General features: G+C 62.2%; 21 protein-coding genes and 1 pseudogene. 6 read left to right on the forward strand and 16 right to left on the reverse strand.

The genetic code is table 11. The features are described from left to right. Positions 1–750: 750 nt before the first annotated feature. The 9 genes and pseudogenes from PNO31109_RS21855 to PNO31109_RS05805 form a co-directional block, all read right to left on the reverse strand. Positions 751–1209, reverse strand: a pseudogene (locus PNO31109_RS21855) (TraC family protein); the annotation flags it as partial. Beyond that, positions 1209–1640, reverse strand: coding sequence for a TIGR03751 family conjugal transfer lipoprotein (locus tag PNO31109_RS05770; protein WP_150554664.1), 432 nt, complete (start codon positions 1638–1640; stop codon positions 1209–1211). The pseudogene PNO31109_RS21855 and the gene PNO31109_RS05770, both read right to left, overlap by 1 nt. Then, positions 1621–3042 carry a TIGR03752 family integrating conjugative element protein gene (locus PNO31109_RS05775; RefSeq protein WP_150554665.1) on the reverse strand — a complete coding sequence of 474 codons (1422 nt, stop codon included), beginning with the start codon at positions 3040–3042 and terminating at the stop codon, positions 1621–1623. The genes PNO31109_RS05770 and PNO31109_RS05775 overlap by 20 nt, the downstream gene beginning before the upstream one ends. Beyond that, positions 3032–3919, reverse strand: coding sequence for a TIGR03749 family integrating conjugative element protein (locus PNO31109_RS05780; protein ID WP_150554666.1), 888 nt, complete (start codon positions 3917–3919; stop codon positions 3032–3034). Before PNO31109_RS05780 ends, PNO31109_RS05775 begins: the two co-directional genes overlap by 11 nt. Continuing rightward, on the reverse strand, positions 3916–4605 hold the full coding sequence (locus PNO31109_RS05785) for a PFL_4703 family integrating conjugative element protein (RefSeq protein ID WP_150554667.1): 690 nt from the start codon (positions 4603–4605) through the stop codon (positions 3916–3918). The genes PNO31109_RS05780 and PNO31109_RS05785 overlap by 4 nt, the downstream gene beginning before the upstream one ends. After that, positions 4602–5012 (reverse strand): TIGR03750 family conjugal transfer protein, encoded by a 411-nt coding sequence (locus PNO31109_RS05790; RefSeq protein WP_150554668.1) that lies wholly within the window; start codon positions 5010–5012, stop codon positions 4602–4604. The genes PNO31109_RS05785 and PNO31109_RS05790 overlap by 4 nt, the downstream gene beginning before the upstream one ends. Positions 5013–5018: 6 nt before the next feature. Continuing rightward, positions 5019–5318: a TIGR03745 family integrating conjugative element membrane protein gene (locus tag PNO31109_RS05795; protein WP_425570197.1), complete on the reverse strand. Its 300-nt coding sequence runs from the start codon at positions 5316–5318 to the stop codon at positions 5019–5021. An 83-nt stretch (positions 5319–5401) separates the two neighbouring features. Continuing rightward, complete coding sequence (locus tag PNO31109_RS05800) at positions 5402–5635, reverse strand: TIGR03758 family integrating conjugative element protein (protein ID WP_150554670.1); 234 nt, start codon at positions 5633–5635, stop codon at positions 5402–5404. Further along, a complete protein-coding gene (locus tag PNO31109_RS05805; RefSeq protein WP_150554671.1) occupies positions 5632–5982 on the reverse strand; it encodes an integrative conjugative element protein, RAQPRD family in 351 nt (116 codons plus the stop codon). Before PNO31109_RS05805 ends, PNO31109_RS05800 begins: the two co-directional genes overlap by 4 nt. A gap of 219 nt (positions 5983–6201) precedes the next feature. Between PNO31109_RS05805 and mads1 the strand changes: the two genes are divergently transcribed. The 6 genes from mads1 (at position 6202) to PNO31109_RS05835 (ending at position 18610) form a co-directional block, all read left to right on the forward strand. Further along, positions 6202–6402, forward strand: coding sequence for a methylation-associated defense system helix-turn-helix domain-containing protein MAD1 (mads1, locus tag PNO31109_RS05810; RefSeq protein WP_009463360.1), 201 nt, complete (start codon positions 6202–6204; stop codon positions 6400–6402). Positions 6403–6455: 53 nt separating this feature from the next. Next, entirely contained in the window at positions 6456–9335 is a 2880-nt protein-coding gene (locus PNO31109_RS05815; RefSeq protein WP_150554672.1) for an SNF2-related protein, read from the forward strand. Between the two features lie 230 nt (positions 9336–9565). Continuing rightward, a complete protein-coding gene (locus tag PNO31109_RS05820; protein ID WP_150554673.1) occupies positions 9566–12364 on the forward strand; it encodes a TrlF family AAA-like ATPase in 2799 nt (932 codons plus the stop codon). An 11-nt stretch (positions 12365–12375) separates the two neighbouring features. Continuing rightward, positions 12376–14076, forward strand: a complete 1701-nt coding sequence (locus tag PNO31109_RS05825; RefSeq protein ID WP_150554674.1) for a site-specific DNA-methyltransferase — start codon at positions 12376–12378, stop codon at positions 14074–14076. After that, positions 14076–16811, forward strand: coding sequence for a DEAD/DEAH box helicase (locus PNO31109_RS05830; RefSeq protein WP_150554675.1), 2736 nt, complete (start codon positions 14076–14078; stop codon positions 16809–16811). Before PNO31109_RS05825 ends, PNO31109_RS05830 begins: the two co-directional genes overlap by 1 nt. 35 nt (positions 16812–16846) lie before the next feature. Further along, entirely contained in the window at positions 16847–18610 is a 1764-nt protein-coding gene (locus tag PNO31109_RS05835; RefSeq protein WP_150554676.1) for an ATP-binding protein, read from the forward strand. A 54-nt stretch (positions 18611–18664) separates the two neighbouring features. Here PNO31109_RS05835 and PNO31109_RS05840 read toward each other — a convergent pair whose 3' ends face one another. Genes PNO31109_RS05840 through pilL2 form a run of 7 tightly spaced genes read right to left on the reverse strand, consistent with a single transcriptional unit; the run spans position 18665 to position 24681 of the window. After that, complete coding sequence (locus tag PNO31109_RS05840) at positions 18665–19414, reverse strand: TIGR03747 family integrating conjugative element membrane protein (RefSeq protein WP_150554677.1); 750 nt, start codon at positions 19412–19414, stop codon at positions 18665–18667. Next, positions 19411–21570, reverse strand: a complete 2160-nt coding sequence (gene traD, locus PNO31109_RS05845; RefSeq protein WP_150554678.1) for a type IV conjugative transfer system coupling protein TraD — start codon at positions 21568–21570, stop codon at positions 19411–19413. Before traD ends, PNO31109_RS05840 begins: the two co-directional genes overlap by 4 nt. A 10-nt stretch (positions 21571–21580) precedes the next feature. Beyond that, positions 21581–22132, reverse strand: a complete 552-nt coding sequence (locus PNO31109_RS05850) for an integrating conjugative element protein (protein WP_150554679.1) — start codon at positions 22130–22132, stop codon at positions 21581–21583. Then, positions 22129–22707, reverse strand: a complete 579-nt coding sequence (locus PNO31109_RS05855; protein WP_150554680.1) for a lysozyme family protein — start codon at positions 22705–22707, stop codon at positions 22129–22131. Before PNO31109_RS05855 ends, PNO31109_RS05850 begins: the two co-directional genes overlap by 4 nt. Further along, positions 22692–23438: a TIGR03759 family integrating conjugative element protein gene (locus PNO31109_RS05860; protein ID WP_150554681.1), complete on the reverse strand. Its 747-nt coding sequence runs from the start codon at positions 23436–23438 to the stop codon at positions 22692–22694. The genes PNO31109_RS05855 and PNO31109_RS05860 overlap by 16 nt, the downstream gene beginning before the upstream one ends. Before the next feature lie 14 nt (positions 23439–23452). Next, positions 23453–24100: a hypothetical protein gene (locus tag PNO31109_RS05865; protein WP_150554682.1), complete on the reverse strand. Its 648-nt coding sequence runs from the start codon at positions 24098–24100 to the stop codon at positions 23453–23455. Then, complete coding sequence (gene pilL2, locus PNO31109_RS05870) at positions 24097–24681, reverse strand: PFGI-1 class ICE element type IV pilus protein PilL2 (RefSeq protein ID WP_150554683.1); 585 nt, start codon at positions 24679–24681, stop codon at positions 24097–24099. Before pilL2 ends, PNO31109_RS05865 begins: the two co-directional genes overlap by 4 nt. Between the last annotated feature and the right edge of the window lie 103 nt (positions 24682–24784).

Raw genomic sequence — 24784 nt, forward strand, 5'->3', positions numbered from 1 at the left:
AGGAAATTGTGCCGTGGAAGCTGCTGGCGAGTGTGATCGAGCCGTTCCAACGGAGGGCTGTTGAGTTCCATGCAGGGCATCGTCCCATTGGCTGGGGCGGATGCTTCTCATGGGCGCAACTACGTCCACCGCAGTCAATTCTTGCCGGAATAATAGCCGGAGGCAGTCGCGTGCAAGTTAGTCGAATTCTTAGGCTGACGAGTCTGCGATCGGCATGCCGGAAGCCCCTGTGCCCATAAGAAATGGAAGCATCGCTGCCAATACCTCTTCTGGCGACTCCTCCGGTTGAAGGTGGCCGCCCCGGATGGGTACGCCTTGGACGTTGTTGGCCCATCGGCACCAGATGTCGATGGGGGACGGGCCTTCCCACCCTTGTGGCCAAAGCACAAGCACGGGGCAGGACAGCTTCCTGCCTACGGCACGGTCGGCCGCATCGTAGGCGCGGTCCTCCTGCGCTGCTGCCCGATAGTCCTCGCAGATGGCGTGCCGAACATCGGGATCTTGGAACGCACGCCGATAGGCCTCGAGAGCGAACGGCTCGACATTGCCCAGCCCGCCCGCCATACGGGCCAGCGCAGCATCGATGAATGCCTGCGGGTCGGCGGACAGCAGCTTTTCCGGGAGCCCGAATGGCTGGGCCAGGAAGAACCAATGGAAATTGGTGCGTCCAAATCGTTCGTCCACCAGATCCCATGCATCCAGGGTCGGAATCACGGCCAGCGAGGCGAAGTGCGTCACATGCCCCGGGTAATCGAGCGCAAGGCGGTAGTGGTCCCAATCGGCTTCGTCCTGCGCGTAGAGCTGCACCACCCACGGGTTCTCGTCCAGTTCGTCGAAGGAGTCCTGCAGCGCATTCTCCAAGGCATCGCGGGCCTGCCACAGCCAGGCGGTCTCGCGCCCTTCGGTACTGATCGGCTGCAACTCGAAGAACGCCGCCACCGATTGGCCATCTTCGAGCAGCATGCTCTTCGTGGCCGGCAGGTACTCGACCCAGGGCAGCAGGTCGGCGAAGGACGGCGCCACGTCGTAGAGCGCCGCGTGGTCGGCCCTCGTCGCGGGTCGCCGATGATTCGACCCAAGGGCGGCGCCAGGTGCCTCGATGCCGTGCGCGGCAAGGCGGGCGACATGCTGCGTCCAGGCGTCCGGCTCGATGTCAGCCTGGACTGGCCTGGGGGCCGGACGACGCGGCCACGGCAGTCGCCAGCCCATCAGTAGTCCTCCAGCCGCTCGCCGGGCATCGCGTACTGCACGCGCTGGTGGAGCGGGAAGACGGTGCTGTAGCCGGGCACCGGTACCGGGTCGGAGCCGGCCAGGTGCGGAAAGACGTACATCACCAGATCGGGGTTCGGCAGTCGATGGAACTGTCGCTGGATCTCGTTCGCTGCCGTGCGGGTGTAGGCCGCGTTCCGGGCGGGCGCCGCGAGGGTGTCAGCGTCGGTCAGCGGACGGCGCAGGTCCTGGCGTGCGTCGAGCAGCAGGCGGCCGGCCTGGCCGCCGCTGTAGCCGCCAGTCTCGTGCTGCCAGATGTCCAGCATGGTGTGCTCGCCCCGGGGCAGCAGCTTTTCCGAGCTGGTGGCACAACCCGCGAGAACGGCGGCGGCGAGCAGGACAAGGGGGCGGTCAATCCAGGTCCGACGCATGTGCTTCTCCCATGAGGTGATTCACCCGGCGCCCCTTGGCGTCGTGGTCGATGGCGATCGGCTGCTCCAGGTGCACGGCCACCCTGGCGCCGGGCTGCACGTAGACCGCGGCGAAGGCCTGGCCGTAGAGCTTGTTGACCCAGTCGGCCATGTCGCGCACGCCACCGGCCAGGATGCGGCCCATGGCCTCGTTGCCCGAAATGCCGACCGTGCCCAGCGAACCGCTGTTGTTGGCGACCACGGCCACGCTGCCGTTGTCGGACTTGATGAGCGAGGCGGCGCCCGCGCCGGCCGCGGTGATCAACGCCTGCGATCCCAGGTACTGCTGGGCATTGCTGCGCCGCTCGCCCGAGACGCACGGGATGCCGTAGGGATCGCTGATCCAGCCCAGGCCGTCCAGCAGACTGGTGCTGTTCTGGCTTCGACTGCGCTTGCCGTCGTCCTCCGGCACCGTGCGGATGGTGCCGTCGCTGAACACGAAGGTGATGGAACGGACCTGCCCACGCACGCACGAGAGCGTCCAGTCGCCCGAGGCCGTGCCGCTGACCACCGCACCGGCCACGTCGGGAATCTCGATGCCGTTGGCCGCCAGGTTGTCGGCCCCGATCAGCACCTTGAAGGGAAACGGGTCGTTGACGGTGCCGTCGATGGGAATGCGACCGATCAGCGCGGTCATGGCGACCGAGCCCATCAGCGTGGCATTGGCGGGCACCGTATAGACCGCCTGGGTGGTGCCGCCAACGGCCTGAGCCGTCCTGTCGCTGACGGTCTCCGCCGCGGCCGACAGTTCCGGCGAGGCCGGGCCGAAGCTGGAGGGAAATCCCGGCAAGCGCTGGCCGCCGGCCGAACCGCCCTTGGGATCGGGCCGGGCGTCATCCGGTTCGATCCAGCGCATGCCGCCATCCTTGAGCGGCCCGCCGTCATGCCCGTCCAGTCCAAGGCCGATCGGAAGGTCGGCGGCATCGCCCTTGCCGGACAGCCCGTCCAGGCGGCGCTGCAATTCCTGCATCAGCCCTTGCGTCTGCTGCCGGTCGCTGGCGGCCTGGGTTCGCTCCTGTTCCAGGCGGCGGCGTTCGCTGTCGAGGGCATTCTGGATGCGCTGGTCGATCGCACCCTCGCGGGTACGCAGGCGCTCGTTCTCCGCCTTGTGCTGGCGGTTGTCGCTCAGCGCAGCCTGCAACTCGCTGCGGAGCTGCTTGACCTGCGCGACCAGGGTAGCGACGGTATCGCGCGGGGTGTCGCCCGCGATGCCGAGCGCCTTCATTTCCTCGGGAGTGAGCTGCCCGGGGACATCCGGCTGGCCAGGTGCAGCGTCACTGCCCGAGAACAGCCTGGCACCGACGACCACCAGCAACAATGCCATCGGAATCAGCAGCCACTTCAACAGGGGATTACTCCTCATCGGACGTCCTCCCCGCAGCGGCGGCCGGCGGCAGGTTCGTGCCGGCATCGATGGGGCCGAGCACCGGCATCAGCGACTCGGCCAGGCCACGGCCGCGCGTGACCAGGTAGACCACCGTGGTGTCGGTCGAAGCGCCCGCCGGCCCCAGGTCGGGATGCTGGAAGGTCGCGGCAACGAAGTCGCCCTGCAGCGCCCTTGGATCGAGATCGATACGGTGAGGCGAGGTGTTGGTCAGGCGCACCGCGGTGACCCACTGGTCTTCGAGTCGCCAGGCCGCCAGCGCCCGCGCCTTGAGCGGCAGCGTTGGCAGCAGTGTGTCCAGCGCGAGCGGGCGCCGCAGCGGCACGCGCCCGATGCCGGCCACGGGCTCGACGGTGCGCAGCGGTGCGTAAAGGTTCTGCGCCGCGTAGCGCGTCAGGACAACGGTTATCGGCGTTTGCCGACGCTTCGCGGTATGCGCTGCCTGGGCTGAACCGGCGGCTGTGTCTTCGCTGGCTTCCTCGGCGGCATCCTGCAGGACGATGCGTACAGGCTCCAGCGGCTGCTCGCCTTCCCGTGCGTCCGTGGCTGTGATGTCGACCAGTACGATGGCGCCGGATTCCACGTCCTGCAACTGCAGCCGCGTCGGCGCGATGGCCTCGCTGGCGCGCAGGTAGATGGCGCCGCCCGCGCTCTGCACGCGCAGCCGCTCGCCCAGGCTCGGGGGCAGGCCGACACGCACGTTGCGGTCGATGAAGACCACGCGCTCCTGGCCGACGACCAGCGGGACGGACAGCGGCAACCGCTGCCAGCGCAGGATCTCGATGGCATGGCTGTCCGGCACCAGGCCGAAGCCAAGGGCCAGGCTCGCCACGATGGCGAAGACGTGGTGTTTCACGGGTTGCCTCCCTGCGAAAGGCCGCCGCCGGGCGTGCCGGACGGAGGCACTGCCGGCGACGGTGCCTCAATCCGCTGCGGCGCGCCGTCATAGCAGTCCAGCGCAAGGCCGAAGGGGTTGTGCTGGGGATCGACGTCCAGCCGCACCACTTTCAGCGGATAGCGCACCAGGGCCCGCTTGACCTGCTCGGCGCCGTAGTACTCGTCCGCGCTGACATCGAGCGTGACGATCCAGTCGCGGCTGGAAACCGTCTTCACCCGCATCGTGGGGTTGTCGCCAAAGCCGCGCCCCGGAATCTCGTAGATGCCGCGCACCCGCTGGCGCAGTTCGCCGCTGCTGCGCCGGTGCTCGTAGTCCTGGCGCAGGAAGGCCTGGCAGGCCGGTGTGAAATAGGCCGACAGCGCGTGGAGGTTGCGCGGGTAGTCCTGTTCGCCATCCGTCGGCCAGCGCTGGACCTGCTGCCAGACGTAGAAGGCGAAGGCATAGACACTCTCGGGCGGCACGTCCCACCATGCGCGGGTGCTGCCCGAGCGCAGATCGGGGGGCACGTGGATCGTCAGTTGCCTCGGCGCACTCCACCAGCCGAAACCGAGCAGCAGCGCCACCACGAACAACGCGCCGGCGCCCAGGCGCAGCGTGCGCACATGGGCCTGCAGGTGATGGACTTCGTTCCTGAAACGGCTCATGAGGCGGCTGCTCCGCGTGAGCGCCGGGTAGTCCAGTACCCCGAACGCGTGATGAGACGGTGCCCACCGAGCCAGGGCGCTGCCAGCGGATGGCGCAGCGCCAGGCGCCACTGCAGTTGCCGGTACAGCCAGGTATCCGGGCGGCCGCGCTTCTGCCGGCGCAGGAAGCCGCCACCACCGAACACGCCAGCCGCCACGCCGGCCACGATCAAGGTCGGCACCATGGCGACGCTGTGCGTGGCCCAGGCCAGCGGCACGCCGGCGATGAACCCCACCACTGCGGACAGACCGGCGCAGATCCAGAGTTCGTCGGCGGTCAGGCCCCTCACCACCACGGGCTGGCGGTTCAGCCTGTGCGGCAGGAAGGTCACCAACCCGTCACGCGCGATATCGTTCAAGGCAGCCATCGCCGATCAGAGCACGCCGGTGGCCTTGGTCAGCAGCCAGATGCCGACCACCAGCAGGATCGCACCCACGGCGACCGTCAGGCCGAACTGGCCCCAGGTGGCGCGGCCGGTATGGATTTCCGAGTAGCGCGTATAGGCGTGGTAGCACACGCCGACGAACATCGAGGCGACCACCAGCAGCGCGACCAGCAGCACGATGTCGTAGCCGTAGTTCTGCAGCGTCTGCATGATGCCGCTGCCCTGGCCGCGCGACGGGTCCTCGATGGTCGGCAGGCCCTGCGCCCGGGCCGCCAACGGCAAACCCATCAGTGCCAGCGGCGCGAGGATGGTGGTGGCAACGCGATGGGGAATCGGATGGGTCTTCATGGCGGTAGGGCCTTTCGTGGTGGTCAGGACAAGAGGAAATAGGTCAGCACCAGGTACATCGCGACGAATCGCACGACGACACCCAGGAACTGGCGCTGGGACAGGCGCTGTTCGGCCCACCCGGTGTAGGCGGTACGCATCGCCCACACGCCCCATAGGAGCAGGACGGCGAACACCAGACCGAGCACCACCGTGGCCACGGAGGCGGGGGCGAAGCCGCCATTGGCCTGGAAGGCGCTGACCTGGGCGGCGTTCATTGGGGTGCCTCCTCGTCGGAGGGCGGGCAGGACTGGCGGTAGTCACCGGACAGCTCGACCGGATCGCGCGGCTGGGCGCGCGGCGGCGTCAGGTAGTCCTGGATGCCCGCCCGGATGCGCTGGAGGTCCTTGCGCAGGCGGGCATGGTCGAAGTGGTAGCGGGCGCGCTCCTGCGGAGCGGTATGGGCGGCGTGCTCGGCCAGGCGATCGATCAGGTCGAGCTGGCGAACCAGGGCCGCAAGCTGCTCGCGTTCGATGCCATCGTCTGCTGCGGTGGCGGGTTGCCCGGCCGCAAGCAACATGGCCAGCAGCGACCATGCGAGCGTATAACGGTTGGGTTGCGCCATCGAGCCATTCCCGTGAATGCGGATGGCCAGATGCTGTTCCGTCGCCGGCTTCGGTGCCGCCGTGAATGCGAAATGCGGTTCGACCGGATTCCATCCGATAGCTGCTCATTCGGGGCTGGATGCGGCCGCCGATGATTGGTCATCGGCCGGGGTTCGTTGGTAGAATTGAGCAAACTTGGCAAGCGAAGGCTATGAAAGATCAACCGAGACGGTTTTCAGATGACTGACGCCGAAAGCGAAATCCTGACGCTTGAAGAGGTCGCGGCATACCTAAAAGCCGGTAAGCGGACGGTCTATCGCCTGGCTCAAAGGGGAGAGATCCCGGCGTTCAAGTTGGGAGGGACGTGGCGCTTCCGGCGATCCGAGCTGGATCGCTGGATTGCTAGCAGCATTAGCAAGATGAAACCGGAGACGGACTGAGTCTGGAAAGGCTAGCAGCCGGCTACGCCTGAGACATAAGGGGGAGACCGCAGTTGACGACAACACAGCTCTTGACACCGCATCAACGTCAGTACGTTGCGTGGCTGCTCACGCGCCGTGCGGCGGGCGATTCCGTGGAATCGCTGGCCTCAACACTGGTCGACTCGCAGGTTGATCTCAATCCTCATCAGGTTGATGCTGCTCTCTTCGCCTGCCGCAATCCTCTTTCGCGCGGCGTACTCCTCGCCGACGAAGTGGGCCTCGGCAAGACCATTGAAGCGGGGTTGGTGATCTCACAGCGTTGGGCCGAGCGACGCCGCAAGATTCTCATCATCGTTCCGGCCAACCTGCGCAAGCAGTGGCACCAGGAGTTGCAAGACAAATTCGGCCTGCAAGGATTGATTCTCGAAGCCAAAAGCTATAACGCGATCCGCAAGCAGGATCGACAGAATCCATTCCTCTTCGCCTCCGGTCCGGTCATCTGTTCCTACCAGTTCGCCAAGTCCAAGGCTGACGATCTCAAGAGCATTGACTGGGACTTGGTCGTTCTCGACGAAGCGCATCGCCTGCGCAACGTCTACAAGACCAGCAACGTCATTGCCAAAACCCTCAAGGATGCGTTGTCGCACGTTCACTCCAAGGTGCTGCTGACCGCAACGCCGTTACAAAACTCATTGTTCGAACTCTATGGGCTGGTCAGCTTCATTGATGACCGCGTGTTTGGAGATCTCGACAGCTTTCGCTCGCAATTTACTGGCCGGGAGCAGGCGTTCAACGGTCTGCGTGACAGGCTGGCTCCCATCTGCAAGCGCACGCTGCGCAAACAGGTTCAGCCCTATGTGTCGTATACGGCGCGCGAGGCCATCATCCAGGAATTCACGCCCTCAAGCGAAGAGCAGGAACTGTCCCGCCTCGTCGCTGATTACTTGCGCCGCCCCAACCTAAAGGCCATGCCTGAGGGACAGCGCCAGCTGATTTCACTGGTGCTCTGGAAGCTGCTTGCGTCCAGCTCACACGCCATCGCAGGTGCGCTGGAAACGATGGCCAAACGGCTTCAGGGAGTGCTCGACGAGACGGCCGAAATTCCTGATCTGGCCGAAGAACTCGACGAAGACTACGAATCCCTGGACGAAACTGCGGATGAGTGGAACGAGCAAGGCTCTGCTACGGCGGCACCAAGCCGCGCAGAGCGAGATGCCATTGCACAGGAAATCGAAGAGCTTCGCCACTTCAAGGAGCTGGCAACCAACATCCGTGACAATGCCAAGGGTAAGGCGCTGCTGACCGCACTGGATCGTGCCTTTGCCGAACTGGATCGGTTGGGTGCAGCCCAAAAAGCCATTATCTTCACCGAGTCCAAGCGCACACAGGAGTATCTCCTGAGCTTGCTGGCTGACACGCCATACGGCGACGGCATTGTGCTCTTCAACGGCACCAACAGCGACCAACGTGCGCAGGCGATCTACAAGGACTGGTTGAAGCGCCACGAAGGCACCGACCGCATCACCGGCTCCAAGACCGCCGACACCCGTGCGGCACTGGTCGAGCACTTCAAGGAACGTGGCAAGGTCATGATTGCCACCGAGGCCGGAGCCGAGGGCATCAACCTCCAGTTCTGCTCGCTCGTCATCAACTACGACCTGCCCTGGAACCCTCAGCGCATCGAACAACGCATTGGCCGGTGCCACCGCTATGGGCAGAAGTTCGACGTGGTGGTTGTGAACTTCGTCGATCTCAGCAATGAGGCGGACAAGCGCGTTTACGAACTGCTGTCGCAGAAGTTCCAACTCTTCGAGGGCGTGTTTGGGGCTAGCGACGAAGTGCTGGGTGCCATCGGTTCGGGCGTCGATTTCGAGCGACGCATCGCGGATATCTACCAGAACTGCCGAGAACCAGAGGAAATCAAATCCAGTTTTGAACAGCTCCGCCTTGACCTGTCGGGAGAGATCAGTGACGCAATGGTCAAGACGCGTCAGGCATTACTCGAAAACTTCGACGAGTCAGTGCAGGAAAAGCTGCGCATGCGCGCCGACGACAGCCGCAACGCGCGCAATCGCTTCGAACGCATGTTGATGGACCTGACCCGCGCAGAATTGATCCAGTATGCCTCGTTCGATGACAGCGGTTTCGATCTCTGCCAAATACCGACTGGAATCGAGCACAGCGGCCTCGCGGGCATCGAGCTGGGGCGCTACGAATTGCCCCGCCGCTCCGGTGATGCGCACCTATACCGCATCAGTCATCCACTGGCACGATGGGCTATCGAGCAGGCCAAGGCTCGGAAACTTGATGCAGTTCGTCTCATCTTCGACTACGACGCCTACGGTTCAAAAATCAGCACGCTTGAAGCCTATCGCGGCAAGGCTGGATGGCTCACCGTGAGACTGATCACTGTCGAGACCCTCGGCAACCGGGAAGAACATCTGCTAGTCGCCGCGGCAACAACCGACGGCGTTTTGCTCGCGGAAGATGACCCGGAAAAACTGCTGCGTCTGCCCGCAACCACGCAGGCAGTCAGTCTGTTCAACGTCCCCGACGCCACCCTTCTGGTCGATGTGGAAGCGCGCAAAAGCGCGCTCTTGCGCGAAGTCAACGAGCGCAACCTTGGTTACTTCGAGCAGGAAGTCCAGAAGCTGGATGCCTGGGCGGACGATCTGAAATTGGGTCTGGAGCAGGAGATCAAGGAGATCGACCGCGAGATCAAGGAGGTGCGCCGAACCGCCGCGACCTCGCCGACGCTGGACGAAAAGCTGTCATGGCAGAAGAAGCAGCGCGAACTGGAAGGCAAGCGCAGCAAGCTGCGCCGCGAGTTGTTTTCTCGACAGGATGAGGTTGAAGCACAGCGCAATGACCTCATTAGCCAGTTGGAATCGCAGCTTCAGCAGCAGGTGGAAGAGCACATGCTGTTCACCATTGAGTGGGGGTTGATATGAAGCTGCATCGCAGTATCAATAAGGCTTTCGAAGCCTTACCTTACGGCAAACTAGGATTTTCAGCCATTGTCGTGTTTAGGCGCGGCATGGATGGCATCTACCTAAGCAGTTTTTTCTTCCGACTAAGGTTTTGCCGAATTGGTGAACATGCTTCTCATGCAATCGCATGATTCAAAATGCATATTTTGTCTAGCGTAAAATAACTTGCAAGGAAAGAGCGAGGGGGAGAAATGAAATATCCCGGATCGAACTGGTGGTCATTCGATTTCCATAATCACACGCCAGCGTCCAGCGATTACGATGCGGGAGAACGTACGGCTCTGACTGCGCGGGATTGGTTGTTGGCATACATGCGGTCAGGCGTGGATTGCGTTGCCGTCACTGATCACAACTCAGGTGGCTGGATTGATTCCCTAAAACAAGAACTAGAAGCAATGGCTAGCGAGCAGCCTCCTCATGCGAACTTCCGAAAAATTCACCTGTTTCCTGGCGCTGAACTTACTTCCTCTGAAGGGCTGCATATCTTGGCTGTGTATGGACCGGAAGAAGGGGCTGCAAAAATTCATGGCCTATTGACCTTGGCTCAGTACAACAACGATATCAACAACGCACACGGGATTTGCAATGTGGGTGCTTCTGTTATCTGCGACTACATTCACCAAACCGGCGGCGTAGCCATTCTGGCGCACGCCGAAGAGATTAATGGCATCTTTCACGGTTCTGTGGATACAAGCACGGGGAACTTCACTCCAACCAGGCCAGACCGCTCTATTGAGCAGATTCTGGAAAAGGCTGATGCCATTGAGATTCACGATGAGCACTCCCGCGCTGCCCAGTATTTCGCGGATAAGGTGAAAGGTCGAGCCATTGTGGACGGTTCCGATGCGCATCGAACGAATAAGGCAGGTGCGCGTCGTGTGTGGCTGAAAATGGCACAGCCCAGTATCGAAGGACTGAAGCTGGCATTGCTTGACCCGACTAGCTCGTTATTACGCGCGCAAGAAAAACCAGCAGCACCTTTGCATAGGATTGTCTCGCTGCGGATTGAGCAGCTTCATTTGCGGCGGCAGCCCCTGGAGATTGTGTTCAGTCCGTGGTTCAACGCCGTTATTGGTGGGCGCGGCAGTGGCAAGTCCACTTTACTGGAGGCACTCCGGCTAGCTATTGCCCGCGAAGTAGATATTCTAGAGCTTGGCACTGCGCAAGAAAGTGATGTTGTTCGTGCATTCCAGCGTTTCCGCACCCCAGGCGGCGCGAGGGGAAACTCAGGCATGGTTAGGCAAGACACAACACTTGTCGCTACCGTCGAGAAATACGATCCGTCAACGAATATCAATGAAACCTATTCGTTTACATGGAAGCCGGCCGGATTCCAGGCGCAGAGATTGGATGCAGGTGTTTGGAAAGACACTGGGTTAAGTGTTGAGCAGGCTGCAAAGTTTTTTCCGGTCAAGGTATTCAGCCAGAAACAGATTTTCGAGTTGGCGGAACGTCCCAGCGCCTTGTTGACTTATATTGACCGCGCTCCGGAGGTTGGATTTCAGGCATGGAAGGAAAGATACGAAGATTTATGTCGTTTCTTGCGTGAGTTGCGCGGCAAAGAGCGAGTACTGTTGCAGAGCATTGAGAAAAAGGCGGAACTGGAAACGGAATTTCGTGAGGTTTCGCGCAAGACGCTGGCCTATCAACAATCCAACGTTGCTGGACAGGTCAAGGTATATCGGGATAATCAGCAGGCGCAGAAGGAGATCAACGATTTTATCGAGGTCATCTTCACCCCCATCCGTAAATTGAACGAAGCCCTGGAACAGGATAATCCCTACGCCAAGAGTCGATTGGGCAACATTGCTTTGCAAGTCCCCGACCCGTCGGATATCCAGCAAGAAGCTGCCAAAGTAACTATTGAACTGCATGCAAAGTATCAGGCGGTCCGCCAGATCATTGCTGAAATGCAGCAACTGGTTGCAGGGCTCCAGGAAAGCCAGCCGGTCGTGGACTATTTGCAGGAAACCGAAAGGGCAATCGCGGCGTACCGTGATGAAGTCGCCCGACTGAGAGATCAGGGCATCGGCACGGCGCAAGAGGCTGAAGCAGCTTTTAAACGTAAGCAAGAGCTGGAAACAGCCTTAGCTGAGATCGCCGTTCAGCAGACTCAGCTGCTGACATTGCAGAAGCAGATTTTTGCGGCTTACGCACGGTTAAAGCTGCATCGCCGCAAGCTTACCCGATTAAGACGAAAGTTCGTTAACGATGTTCTGGTATCCAATCCGAACTTGCGCATCACAATTGATGAACAGGCGGATGTCGATCAGTCTAAAGACGAGTTTCGTTCCATCTTGCGATTGCAGGATGGAACCTTTGTCGACGATGTCCTCTCGATGGATGAGGCGACCGGACAGAAGACAGGATTGTTAGGAAAGTTGGTGGCGGACGGCTTGCATGATCCTACACATAAACGTGTCACCAGCCTAAAGGCTGGGATTTTGGAACGCAACCGAGACATTCTCGGTCATGCCCTGCATGGCCGACTTGTAACGGCCATTAGCAGATTGAGCCCTGATGACTGCGATACTTTGCTGGAGTGGTTCCCGCAGGACTTTGTGAAAGTTGAGTTCAGGCGCAATCAGAACGAAAACTTCCAGTCGTTGGAGCGAGCTTCCGCAGGCCAAAAAACATCCTCGGTTTTGTCATTTCTGTTGTCACACGGCAACGAGCCCTTACTGCTGGATCAGCCAGAAGACGATCTCGACAATGCATTGGTTTCTGAGTTGGTGGTTAATCAAATTCGCAACAACAAATCACGCCGCCAAATGATTATTGTGACCCACAATCCGAATATTGTGGTGAACGGTGATGCCGAATTAGTGTTGCCAATGGTATTTGCAGCAGGCCAGATTCAACAAAATGACGCTGGCGGCTTACAAGAAAGGGCTGTGCGAGAGCGCATCTGCAACATCATGGAAGGTGGGCGCGATGCGTTTCGCCAGCGCTACAAACGCATTCTTGAAGATCTGGACGCCTCGGTTTAGTCGGAAGAAATATGAGTAAGAAGCAAAAACTAGAACTGACATGGATTGGGAAGGAAAAGCGGCCCAAGCTGGAGCCGCGCATCCTGCTCGAAGAACCAGAGAAGTCGTACCACGCTAAACAGCGAGTAACTGATAACGACATCTTCGACAACCGATTGATCTTCGGGGACAACCTGCTGGCGTTGAAGGCATTGGAGCAGGAATTTACTGGGAAAGTTAAGTGCGTATTCATTGACCCACCCTACAACACAGGCAGTGCATTTACACACTACGACGATGGGCTTGAACATTCCATCTGGCTGGGGCTGATGCGCGACCGGCTGGAGATCATCCGGCGGCTGTTGTCGGAGGATGGCTCGCTTTGGATCACCATCGACGACAACGAGTGCCATTACCTCAAGGTGTTGTGCGATGAGATTTTTGGGCGGGGGAATTTTGTGTGCAATGCCATTTGGGAGAAGGCCGATTCTCCCCGGAACTCTGCACGGCAGTTCTCAACGGACCATGACCATTTGCTGGTCTATGCAAAGGCTCCTGAGTGGGTCCCCCGGAGGCTTGCGCGGACAGATGAGGCAAACTCAATCTACTCAAACCCGGACAACGATAAACGGGGGCCTTGGCTACCTGGGGACCCGTATGCAAACAAGCCCTACTCTAAGGGCAAGTACACGATCACCGGGCCGACTGGCCGAGAATTCTCCCCGCCAGCGGGCCGCTATTGGCGAATTTCGGAAGAAAAGCTGCGGGAACTGGACAACGACGGGCGGATTTGGTGGGGGCCGACTGGCAACGCGCGGCCGAGCATAAAGCGCTACCTTGCTGAGGTTGGCGATTTGGTGCCGCGAACCCTTTGGTCCAAGGACGAGGTGGGAAGCAATCGCACGTCGAAAAATGAAATGCGCGCATTGTTTCCTGGCGACGAATCGTTCGGAACCCCAAAGCCTGAGCGCCTTCTCAAACGTGTTATCGAAATCGCCACTAACCCCGGCGATCTGGTACTCGATTCCTTCGCTGGTTCCGGCACCACCGGCGCGGTCGCGCACAAGATGGGCCGCCGCTGGATCATGGTGGAACTGGGCGAGCACTGCCACACCCACATCATTCCGCGCCTGAAAAAGGTCATTGACGGTGAAGACAAAGGTGGCGTAACTGAAAGCACGGGCTGGAAAGGCGGCGGCGGCTTCCGCTATTACCGTCTGGCGCCCAGCCTGATTGTCAATGATCGCTGGGGCAATCCCATCATCAACCCCGAATACAACGCAGCGCAACTGGCTGAAGCCCTGTGCAAGCTGGAAGGCTTCTCCTATGCACCTTCGGAAACGCATTGGTGGCAGCATGGCCACTCCAGTGAGCGGGATTTCATCTACGTCACCACGCAGAACCTGTCCGCCGACCAGTTGCAGGCACTCTCCGACGAAGTGGGTTCCGACCAGAGCCTGCTGGTGTGCTGCTCCGCGTTTCGGGGTGTGACGGCCGCCAAGGCGGCGGAACGCTGGCCGAATCTAACGTTGAAGAAGATTCCAAAGATGGTGTTGGCCCGCTGCGAATGGGGCCATGACGACTACAGCCTGAACGTGGCCAACCTGCCGTTGGCCAAACCTGATCCGGTGGATTCTGCTGCGTCCGCCGAGGCCGTCAATAAGAAGTCCAGGAACAGAAAAGTGGCTGCCACGCATTCGAATCAGGGCGGCTTGTTTGGGGAGGACGAATAATGAGCAACCGCGTCCTGCACGCCGTCACTGGTCGTTTGTCTCTTCGTCCGCCGCAGGCAGAATCGCTTTCCAGGCTGGCACGCATGATCGAGGCTGCCCCCGATCTGTTAAGCCATGAGCGAGATGTCACATCCATCCTTTCCACATTAAGGGCAGAGTTCCCTACGCTGGAGGACTTCGAGCGCGATTTCCCCTCGCTGTGCTTTGCGCTGGCAACAGGTGTGGGCAAGACTCGGCTGATGGGCGCCTTCATCGCCTATTTGCATCTGGCGCACGGCATCAACAACTTCTTCGTGCTTGCGCCCAATCTGACCATCTACAACAAGCTGATCACGGACTTCACGCGCAATACGCCCAAGTACGTGTTCAAGGGAATTGCCGAATTCGCGCAGCAACCGCCGCTGATCATCACCGGTGACAACTACGACCAGACCGGTGCGGCGGTGGATGATCAACCACAGGGCTTCGCCCAAGATGTCCGTATCAACATCTTCAATATTTCCAAGATTAATTCCGAGGTGCGCGGCGGCAAGGAGCCACGTATCAAGCGCATGCGTGAGGTGCTGGGCGACAGCTACTTCAATCATCTGGCAAATCTGCCCGACCTGGTGTTGTTGATGGATGAATCACACCGCTATCGCGCCAGCGCAGGTGTGCGTGCCATCAATGAACTGAAACCGCTATTCGGTCTGGAAGTGACGGCGACGCCCTTCGTGGAATCCAGCAAGGGGCCGGTGCCTTTCAAGAATGTGGTCATGGACTACCCGCTGGCGCGGGCAATGGAGGACGGCTTCGTCAAAGAACCTGCCGTGGTCACCCAACGAAACTTCGACGCCAAAGCCCACACGCCCGAAGAAATCGAGAAGACCAAGCTGGAAGACGGCGTGCGCCTGCACGAGACGACCAAGGTCGAACTGCTGACCTACGCCCGCGAGAACGGCGTCAAGCCGGTCAAGCCTTTCATGCTGGTTATCGCCCGAGATACCACGCACGCGGCGCAGCTCAAGGAATTAATTCAGACGGAACGGTTTTACGAAGGACGCTACGCCGACAAGGTGATCCAGGTTGACTCCAGCAAGAGTGGCGCAGAAGAGGAAGAGATGATCCGACGACTGCTGGCGGTGGAAAGCCCGGATGAGCCGACCGAGATCGTCATCCACGTCAACATGCTCAAGGAAGGCTGGGACGTGACCAATCTCTACACCATCGTGCCGCTACGCGCCGCCAATGCCCGCACCTTGATCGAGCAGTCGATCGGTCGGGGCTTGCGCCTGCCCTATGGCAAGCGTACGGGCGTGGCGGCGGTGGACCGCTTGAACATCGTCGCGCATGACAAGTTTCAGGAGATCATCGACGAGGCCAATCGTGGCGATTCGCCAATTCGTCTGAAGCAGGTCATCCTTGAAGCACCGAATGCTGACGACAGAAAGGTCAGCGTGCAGGTCGAATCCGGGGCAGCGTCGCGCCTCGGCTTGACGGAAACGCCGATCTTGGTCACAGGGCCCTCTGGCACCGACAGCGGACCGAAAGTGCCAGGCCCTGAACCGGTGTTCACCACGGAGGCGGAGAAGCAGGCCGCGCGCGTGGTCATGAACGTCATAAGTCAGTACGAGGCTAAGCGCGATCTGGTGCCTACCAGCGGCGCATTGCTGAAACCCGAGGTGCAGAAAGAAATTCTTGCGGAGGTGACGGAGCGGTTGAAACCTCTGCAAGGCGAGTTGTTGGCGGGTGTGGATGATTCAGCCCCCGCACTTGACTTGTCCGCCGTGGTGGCCAAGACCACGGAAATCGTGGTCCAGCAGACGATCGATATCCCGCGTATTGCCGTGGTGCCCACTGGCGAGGTCACGACAGGGTTCCATCCATTCCAGCTTGATGTGAGCCAGCTTCATCTTCAGCCGGGTGAGCGCGAGATCGTCGGGCAGATGCTGCGCACCAACGAGCAGTTCACGCTGGCTACCGAGGTCGGGCTCAGAGAGCAGCGTCTGGAAGACTACATCGTCCACGCGCTAGTCGACTTCGACGACATCGACTATTTCACCCACGCCGATCTGCTCTACGACCTCGCGGGCCAGATGGTGCAGCACCTACGCAGTTATCTGTCTGAAGAAGAGGCCGTCAACGTCCTCGATCGTGACCGGCGCCTGATCGCGCGCGAAATCCATGCGCAGATGATGGCCCACTTCTGGGAGGAAGCAACGGAGTACGAGGTGCAGGTCAGTCGCGGCTTTACGGAGCTCAAGCCGTGCAACTACACCGCCACGGCAGGGCAGGCTCCGCACCATTTCCGTGAAACGGTGGAGGACGTGGGCCGCATCAAGTCGATGCTATTCGGCGGCTTCACGAAGTGCCTGTATCCGCTGCAGAAGTTCGATTCAGACACCGAGCGCCGCTTCGCCGTCATCCTGGAGCGCGACGCCTTGAAATGGTTCAAGCCCGCGAAGGGGCAGTTCCAGATTTACTACAAGCTAGGCACCGAGCAGCCGGAGTACGTGCCGGATTTCGTGGCCGAAACCGACTCGACGATCTTGATGGTGGAAACCAAAGCACGCGCCGATATCAACACACAAGAGGTGCAGGCCAAGGCCGCTGCCGCCATGCGCTGGTGCAAGCACGCGTCCGATCACGCCGCGAGCGTAGGCACCAAACCCTGGAAGTACCTGCTGGTGCCCCACGACGATATCAACGAGTCGAAACGGCTCGCGGATTACCTACGCTACGAGGTCAAGGCGTAGTCCAGCTACCGTCGCTCACCCACGGAGATTCCGATATGAGTCGTGCTCATCTGCGCTTCCAGGTAGATTCCCGCCTCGCCACATTGTTGAGTCAGGAATATCCCTCGTCCGAGCGAGCGTTGAAGGAACTCGTGGACAACGCATGGGATGCCGACGCGGAGCAGGTCACGATCCTCCTCCCGAAGCCTCTGAGTGGCGACCCTCTTGTCATCCAGGATGACGGCACTGGCATGACCGAGGAAGAACTGCGCCGCCACTATCTGTCGATCGCATCTGATCGGCGCTCGCGACGCGGGGAGCGTACGGCAGGAAAGAATCGCTTGGTCAAGGGGCGTAAGGGCATCGGCAAGTTCGCCGGGCTCATGGCCGCAGCGGTGATGACGCTTGAAACCCGGGCGCGTGGTCGGTTGTGCTGTATCACCTTGCGGCTGGACGATCTGTCCCAAGTCGAAGACATTGAACAGTTGAATATTGGCCTGCAGAGCGAGCCTTGTGGGCCGGAACTGCATGGCACGACCATCACGCTGAGCGAGCTGCATCAGGGTCTGGCTTATCCTGATGCCAATCGGCTGCGCCAGATTCTTTTGCAGGACTACGGGCGACAGGATGACTTTGCCATCACGGTCGATGGCAAGCGGCTCGACGTCGATGATGTATCCGGTAGCTACTCGGAGTATGAAGAGGAGCTTCCAAATGCGGGCAAGGTAAGGCTGCGTTTCTCCATCAGCGACGGCAAGTCCGGGTTGCGTCAGTCAGGTATCACTTTGCGTGTGGATGGCAAGGCCGTTGGACGGCCTGGGTTCTTCGGCCTGGATCAACGAGATGACTTTCCATCCAAGCTGTTGCGAAAGCTCTACGGCGAAATCGAAGCAGATGGACTGTGCGATCACATTACGGCGGGTTGGGATTCGGCGGTCGAGAACAGCGAACTTCTGAGAGAGGTTGAGAACTACGCCCAGCCCATCTTGCGAGAAGCTTATGAGCAGCAGTATCGGCGCGAAATTCAGTTGGCGCAGGCTCGCCTGCAGAGGGCGATCCTCGCGCGCTTGTCGGCTCTGCCAGAGCACAAACGTGCATTTTCCGATCGTGCGATCAAGAAGATTCTCGACAAGTATTACGGTGAGCCGGAGAGCAAAGTCGAACCGGTGGTAAACGTGCTGTTGGAAGCGATGGAGCGTTCCGACTACCGTATTCTTCTGGAGCATATCGCGGAGGCAACGCCGGGCGATGTCGCAGGGGTAGCTGAGCGCCTGGATGAATTTGGCTTGGCGGAGATGGCATTCCTCGTACAGCAAGCGACAGCTCGTCAGGTCTTCCTTGATCAACTGGACGGCCTTGCCCGTGATGCCGCCACGACGGAAGCCGTCTTGCACAAGGCACTGGAGCGAAACTTGTGGGTATTTGGCGCCGAATACTCGCTATTCAGCTCAAACAGTACGTTGCGGCGACAAGTGGAAGATGTCCTCGGCAAGGCCTACACAGGTGACAAGGCCGACAAACGCCCCGACCTGCTTCTCAACGAGAACCTCGGCGGACAGTACCTGTTGATCGAGTTTAAGCGGCCGAGCCACGCGTTGAAGCACGAAGATTACGTGCAGGCGATTGGTTACCGGCACGAACTGGCGAAGTATCTGGGTTCCCCGATTCAGGTTCTGCTCGTCGGCGGCAGTCGCTCTTCGGATTTTCCGACGGACAATCGTGAGCCAAATGTCGAGGCTCGAATTTTTAGTCAGGTCATCTCCACCGCGCGGCGGCAGATTGAGTGGCTGCTACGTACAGCGGAGACATGTTCAAACTGATCCTCATGTCTCGATGAACTCGACGAAGCATATTCCATCGTAGCGGCGCACAGATCACAGGTACTTCTTGAAACTACTGGCCGCGATATTCGTTGCAACCCCGAGCATCGCCGCGCTCGGCAGCAGGATCACCAATGGGTGCAAGGACACCGGCAACGCCAGGTAGGTCACCCACGGCAGCACCGCCAGCGGCATCAAGGCCGCCTTAGCCCGGTGGTAGACGAAGCCCGATTCCCGCCCGGCGCCGAACTTGCGGATGTCGCGGCGAACCAGTCCATCGACCAGGCCGACGAAGGCCGCGAGCAGGAACAGCGGCAGCGTGAGCACCAAGACCAGCAGGCGGACGATGAACGTCAGTACGGTGAAGCCGGCGGCAATCAGATAGCGCTCGGTCCAGACATAGACCTGGGCGAGGTAATAGCGAAAGTCTCGGTGCGCGCCTCGACTGGGTGCGCTGGCCTGCGTCGAGGCGTCGCGCATCCAGTCCAGCAAGCCCGTCTTCACGAAAACCCACTCGTAGGTGCCCTCCACCAGCCAGCGCGCGGTGCGTCCCGGCTCCTGCACGACGGCGCTCCGGGTGAAATGGGTGGAGAGCTGGTTCAGCTCGTAGTCGAGCATGCCCTGCGCGTGGCGCCAGCCCTGGTCGGGCCAGAACAGGTGCATGCCGACGCATTCGATGACGATGGACAGCAGCAGCGAGGCGACCAACACGCCGAACAGGCGCCATGGCAGTGTGACCACGCTGGCGACCAGGCTGCGCTGGCGTGCCTGCTGTCGCTCGGCGGTCGCGGCGGGCTCTTTCATGATGGAGCCTCTTCATCCGGCGTGCCTTCTTGCACGTCCTCGGCAAGATCCGCTGGCAACGCGTCGTCGTCGTGCAGCCGGAGCAACTCGTTGCCCTCCCACCATTCGCCCGCCTCGGCGTAGTGCTGGCGCATGTAGCCGGCCAGTTGCTGCAGGTCCCGGGGCATGACTTCGTCCGGATCGGGCGCTGGCAACGGCATGCGGACCTTCCACAGGTTACCGCCTTCGATGAGGGCGAAGCATTGCCCCTTGGGCAGGCCGACCACGTGCGCAGGCTCGATGAGCGGCACGCTCGACGTGCTGATGCGGTCCTGCGCGTTGCTGGTGAAGTCGGTCGGGCCGTGGATGTCGGAACTGTCGGTGGCGCCGCTGACAAGGGTGGTGGTGTAGACCTCCACCTTCGGCAGTTGTCGTGTCAGCAGTTCGGCGGTGGCGGTCTCCCGCACCCGCAGCATGAACAGGTTGTTGAAGTTGCCGATGACCTGGCCGGCCTTGGCGCGATTGCCGATGCGCGCCTCGATGTCCGAGAGCGTCTGCGTATAGGCCGTGACCTGCATGCCCGCACCGCCACCCTTGTTGATGAGCGGGATGAACTCATCTCCCATCAGTTCGTTGAATTCGTCCGCATGAACGTTGATGGCGACCTTGGCATCGGCCGATGCCCCCGGCAGGCCATCGTCAATGCCGTGCTTGTAGATGTGCCCTGCTACCGACACCAGGTCGCTGAACATGCTGTTGCCGACGGCCGCCGCCACTTCGGCGTCGGACAGCGCATCCAGTCCCACATAGACCACGGCCCGCTTCCTGATGATCTGCATCCAGTCGAAGATCGGGCGCGGGTCGGACAGGTCGGAGTAGTTCGGCGCGAGCAGTTGCGCGATCTTGCCGGTGGTGAGCTTCTCCAGCAGCGGCAGCAGCGAGGCGACGATCTTGTCGAAGTAGGTACGGTCGTAGCGCACCGCGGAGCGCAGGCCGTCGAGCACCGCGTCGTAGGTTCGCGTCTGCGACAGGTACTGCTCCAGTGCCACCACCCGCTTCTCTCGCCCGACCATGTGGCGCGGGATGGTCTTGTCGTTGAGGCGTCCTTCGAGCTGGACGATCACCTCCCAGGCCTTGGGCTCGGTTCGGGCAAAGAAGTGCTGGGCGTACTCGATGAACAGCGCGTCGATGTTGACGACGTGGCGCTGGATCAGCAGGTAGTCCGGGCGCTGCCCCAGTTCCACCAGGGCGCGCGCGATGATGTTGACGAAGCGCCAGGCGAACTCGCGGAACGCGGCGCTGTTGCCCTCGCCGGAAAGCTGCCCCGCAATGCGGGTGGCGACTTCCGAGATGCGCCCGAACCGGCCGACGGCGTTGTAGCGTGCCGAGATGTTGGGCCAGCCCAGGTGGAAGACGTACATCTCACCCTCGCGTCCGGCGCGCCTGGCTTCGACATACATGCGCTTGAGCAGGTCGGCATCGCCCTTGGGATCGAAGACGATCACCACCTCGTGCTCGCCATGGATCTTGCGACGGATGTCCTGGGTGATGAACAGCTCGGCCAGGCGCGTCTTGCCCACGCGCGTGGTACCGAGCACCAGGGTGTGGCCCACACGCTCGCCCAGCGGCAGGGTGACGTCGGTTTCGTGCGGCTCTATGCCATGCAGGCGCGGCATGCCACCCACTGCCGGCAACGGCCGGACCGGGTTGATCGGGCTGTCCCAGGCCAATGCCCGCGCCAGCCTGGGCAGCGGCGACGGCGCGAATTCCAGCCGCTCCTCCAGGCGACGCGCCAGGCGGTAGAACGTCGTCGGTTCGGCATAGCGCCGGAACTCGGGCTTGTAGGTCTGCGTCAGCCGATGGGTGTGTCGTTGTTCCCAGCGGAAGCCACGCCCAACGAACAGGCGGTACTGGCTTACCGGCACGTCGCGGCTCGTCATCACGTAGCGTGGCAGGCGACGGATGTGGCGGCGGTAACGCAGGATGGCCCAGGCGTCGCGCAGGCGAATCGCGCCGAAGGCCAGGAAGGCCAGCGCGCTGCCGAGGCCGAGTACCGGATTCAGCGCGAGCGACCACGGTGCCACCACGCACACCACCGCGGCGCCTGCGCATACGGCAACGGTGTATAGCTCCACCGCTGGCCGCAGCAGGACTTCGACGGCGTGCGGCTGGGCCATCGGGCAGGCCTCACTGTTCGATGCCGGTGGCGGTCACCAGCACCGGGTAGTGGCGCAGGCCCAGGCGCTGGGCCAACTCGTCACCTGAAACCGGCGCCATCGTCAGCCCCGGTGCCAGGGCACGCAGCGCCGCGAGTGCCTGCGGTGTGTCGACCTGGACCACCAGCCCCACGGCCCCGAGCTCGCGCAGCGCCGGGGCACGCTGGCGCAGCCAGGCATGGGAGCGCGGGTCATCACCAACCAGGAACATCGGCGTGAGCCCCGGCGCCTGGATTGCCTGGGGAGCCACATCGCCAGGGGTCAAATGGGCCGAGCGCACCGGCAGCATGGCCGCCTCGCCGGAAGGCCCTTCGGGCAGGCGTGGCATGTCGATCCTGGGAGATGGCCTGCTTCCGGTACGCGGTTGCAGGTCCAGGGCCTGGTAGTAAGGCAGCGCGGAGGTACCGCCGCGATCCTCGACGACGATCAAGGGCGGCGTTTGCGCGAAGGCGGCTGGCACGGACACGAGCGGCAGCAAGCCGATCAGCCACGGCACAGCCGAACGGAAGATTCGAGGCTTCATGGCAGGGTTCTCCGGGTATCCGCGCCCCGCGCTGGCTCGCCCAGAACGCGGGCCAGGTGGCGTCCAACGCTTTGGCGGTAGCGCGCAGCGGGTGCGCCACCAGCGGGACGGTGGTAGCGGCCGATCGTGATCAGCCAGTCCTGGCCCGGCGCGTGCTGCTCGCGCAGGATCTGCGCGGCCAGCGCCAGGTTCCGATAGGGATCGAGCAGTTCGCAGGGGTGGTCGTAGCGGTGGCGCTGGTAGCCCAGGTTGATCTGGCCCAGGCCGGCGTCGATGCGGGTGCGCGGCACGTCGCGCAATGCCCGTTGCAGGCCGGCGCAGGCCTCGGCACGGGTGGCGAACCGATGCGATTCCCCGGCCACGTTGAGCGTCCAGGGCCAGGGCACGAGGCGGTCGTGGTACCGGGTGCCACTCTCCTGCAAGGCCACCGCGTACAGCACCGCAGGCGGAATGCCCGCACGCTGTGCCGCGAACTGGTAGGCCGGCGGCGGAACCTCCCCGGCCTTCGCCTGGCCGAGTGACCAGCAGGCCAGCAGCGCGAGCGCGAGACGCCCCAGGCCTACTGTCGCTGCCATTGGCCGCCGACCTGGCGCACGACGGCGGGCAGTTCGCCCTGCAGGCCAAGGGACAGCCAGCGCCCACCATCGTGGTTGAGGGTGATGTGCCGGGCGTGCACTTTCGCCGGGTCGATACGGGCCCGGCGTGCCCATTCACGGATGCGCGCGTCGTCGGCGCGACTGCCGACGACATAGACATCGAACTCGACGCCCGACGCCTGCAGCCGCTGCACGGCCTGGTCGCAGGCGGTGCATCCGTCCTTCACGAAGACGGCGGTTCGGTCGGTGCCCGATGCGATCGAGGTGCCCACGCCGGCCGGCTTGGCACCGGGCAGGTTGACCCGCGTCATGCCCGGCGCGATCCGCTGCCAGGCGGCGTCGTAGGCACGCTGGTAGGCCAGCGTCTTCTCGACCCGCCGGGCTTCGGCCCGGACCTGCAATTCCGCGTAGCGGCGGCGCTCCTCGTCGGAGCGTGCTTCGATGCCGAGGGCCGTGAGCGGGTCGAGGCTGGGCGAGTAGACGCCCAGCGGCCCCTGCATCAACTCGCGATAGCGCGTCCATTCATCCGTGCGCAGCCCCCAGTCCTGCGCCCGCTGTTCGTCGCTGCGAGCGATGGCCGCAGGCGCCTCGCGGCTCGGCGCCGTCCTGGCCGCGGTGGTTGCGCTGGTGTGCTGGGCAAGCGCCGCCTGCGCGGCGGAGGCGGCCAGTAACGCAGCCAGCAATTGCGGGATCAAGTGGCGCGGGACCATCGGTGTGGGCCTCCTTATCGGGGCTGGATGGGCAGCCTGCGGATCTCGTCTCCCCGCCGGAAGACGGCGCCATCGCGCGCGATGCCGTCCAGTCGCCAGCCGCCCTCCGACTCTCCGGCGCGCAGCAGGCGGACATCGGCCAGCCCGGTGCCACCGACAGGCATCACCGACACGAAATGTTCTTCCGCACGCAGTTCCACTCCGATCAGGCGGAATGAAGGCTCAGCAGGCTGGGGTTGGGCCGGCACGGGTTTGGATGGCCGTGGTGCGGGCGGCTTGGGCTGGTGCGAGACCGGGCGGGCTTCCAGTCGCGTGACGCGGGTTTCCAATGCGTGCAGCGCATCGGTGGCGGCGTAATAGGCCTGCGCCAGCTCGATCGCCGCCAGCCGTTGGTCCAACGCCGCAGTGTCCTGCTCGTAGCGCGCCTGCGGCAAGGCGGCGGGCTGAGTATCGCGTTGTTCGATCCGATGCGAGAGGCCATCCACTCGGGATTCGAGCAGGGACACCTGCGCGGTGGGCGCGAAGGCCTGGGCCTGTTCCGCCAGCCCGGACAAGGCCATGTGATCCACCAGCAGCACCGCGCTGACGAGCAACAACCAGGTTGCGGCCGCGACCCGCAGCAGCGTCGTGCGCTGGCCCGTCGCCGAGTCCCGGAGGGTCATGGCGAAACCTCCCGGATCAGCGGAGGGGGCTCCGCCGAACGGTTGATTTCCGGTGGCTTGGGCTCGTGCGGCGTATGAGCCTCCCTGAGCCTGCGGATGAAGCACACCTTCCGCTCGCCGTCGTCGACCTGCAGATCCCAGGCGGGGCCGGCCAGGGTCAAGAGCGCGTCGCGCAGCAGGACCGGGCCGAGCCGGTAGTGAGCCGCCGGCAGCGGCAAGGCCAGCAGATCGGCGGACTGCTCATCGCACAGCCGGTAGCCGGAACGCAGGACGAGGTGCCGGAGGGCATCCCCGACGGTGGCGCCCAGCGTGCCGGGGATCTCCGCATCCACCACTTGCAGCAACAGGTCGTACTGGGCCGCCGTCGGCGCGAGTTCAACCAGGGTGTAGCGGCCATACCGCGTCACCGGCACGAACTCCGTCACGGCTTCGGGCGCGATGTCGATGGCTTCGGCTGGGGGTGCCGGAGGCACGGCGTTCGTCATCGCGCAGCCGCTGACCATGGCGGCCAGGAGCAAGCCGGGCAAACGGGTCAGGTTGCTGCGTCCGGCGATACGGAAGGACTGGCAGGATGGGCGCATGGATCGGTGTCCTGAAACAACGAGCCGTCACCATCGCCGCGCCGGCCCTCTGCCGCAGCAAACAAAGCGAATCCATCGGCTTCCGATTTGCCAGGAAAAAATG

The organism is Pandoraea nosoerga (assembly GCF_902459585.1).
Taxonomy (GTDB): Bacteria; Pseudomonadota; Gammaproteobacteria; order Burkholderiales; family Burkholderiaceae; genus Pandoraea; species Pandoraea nosoerga.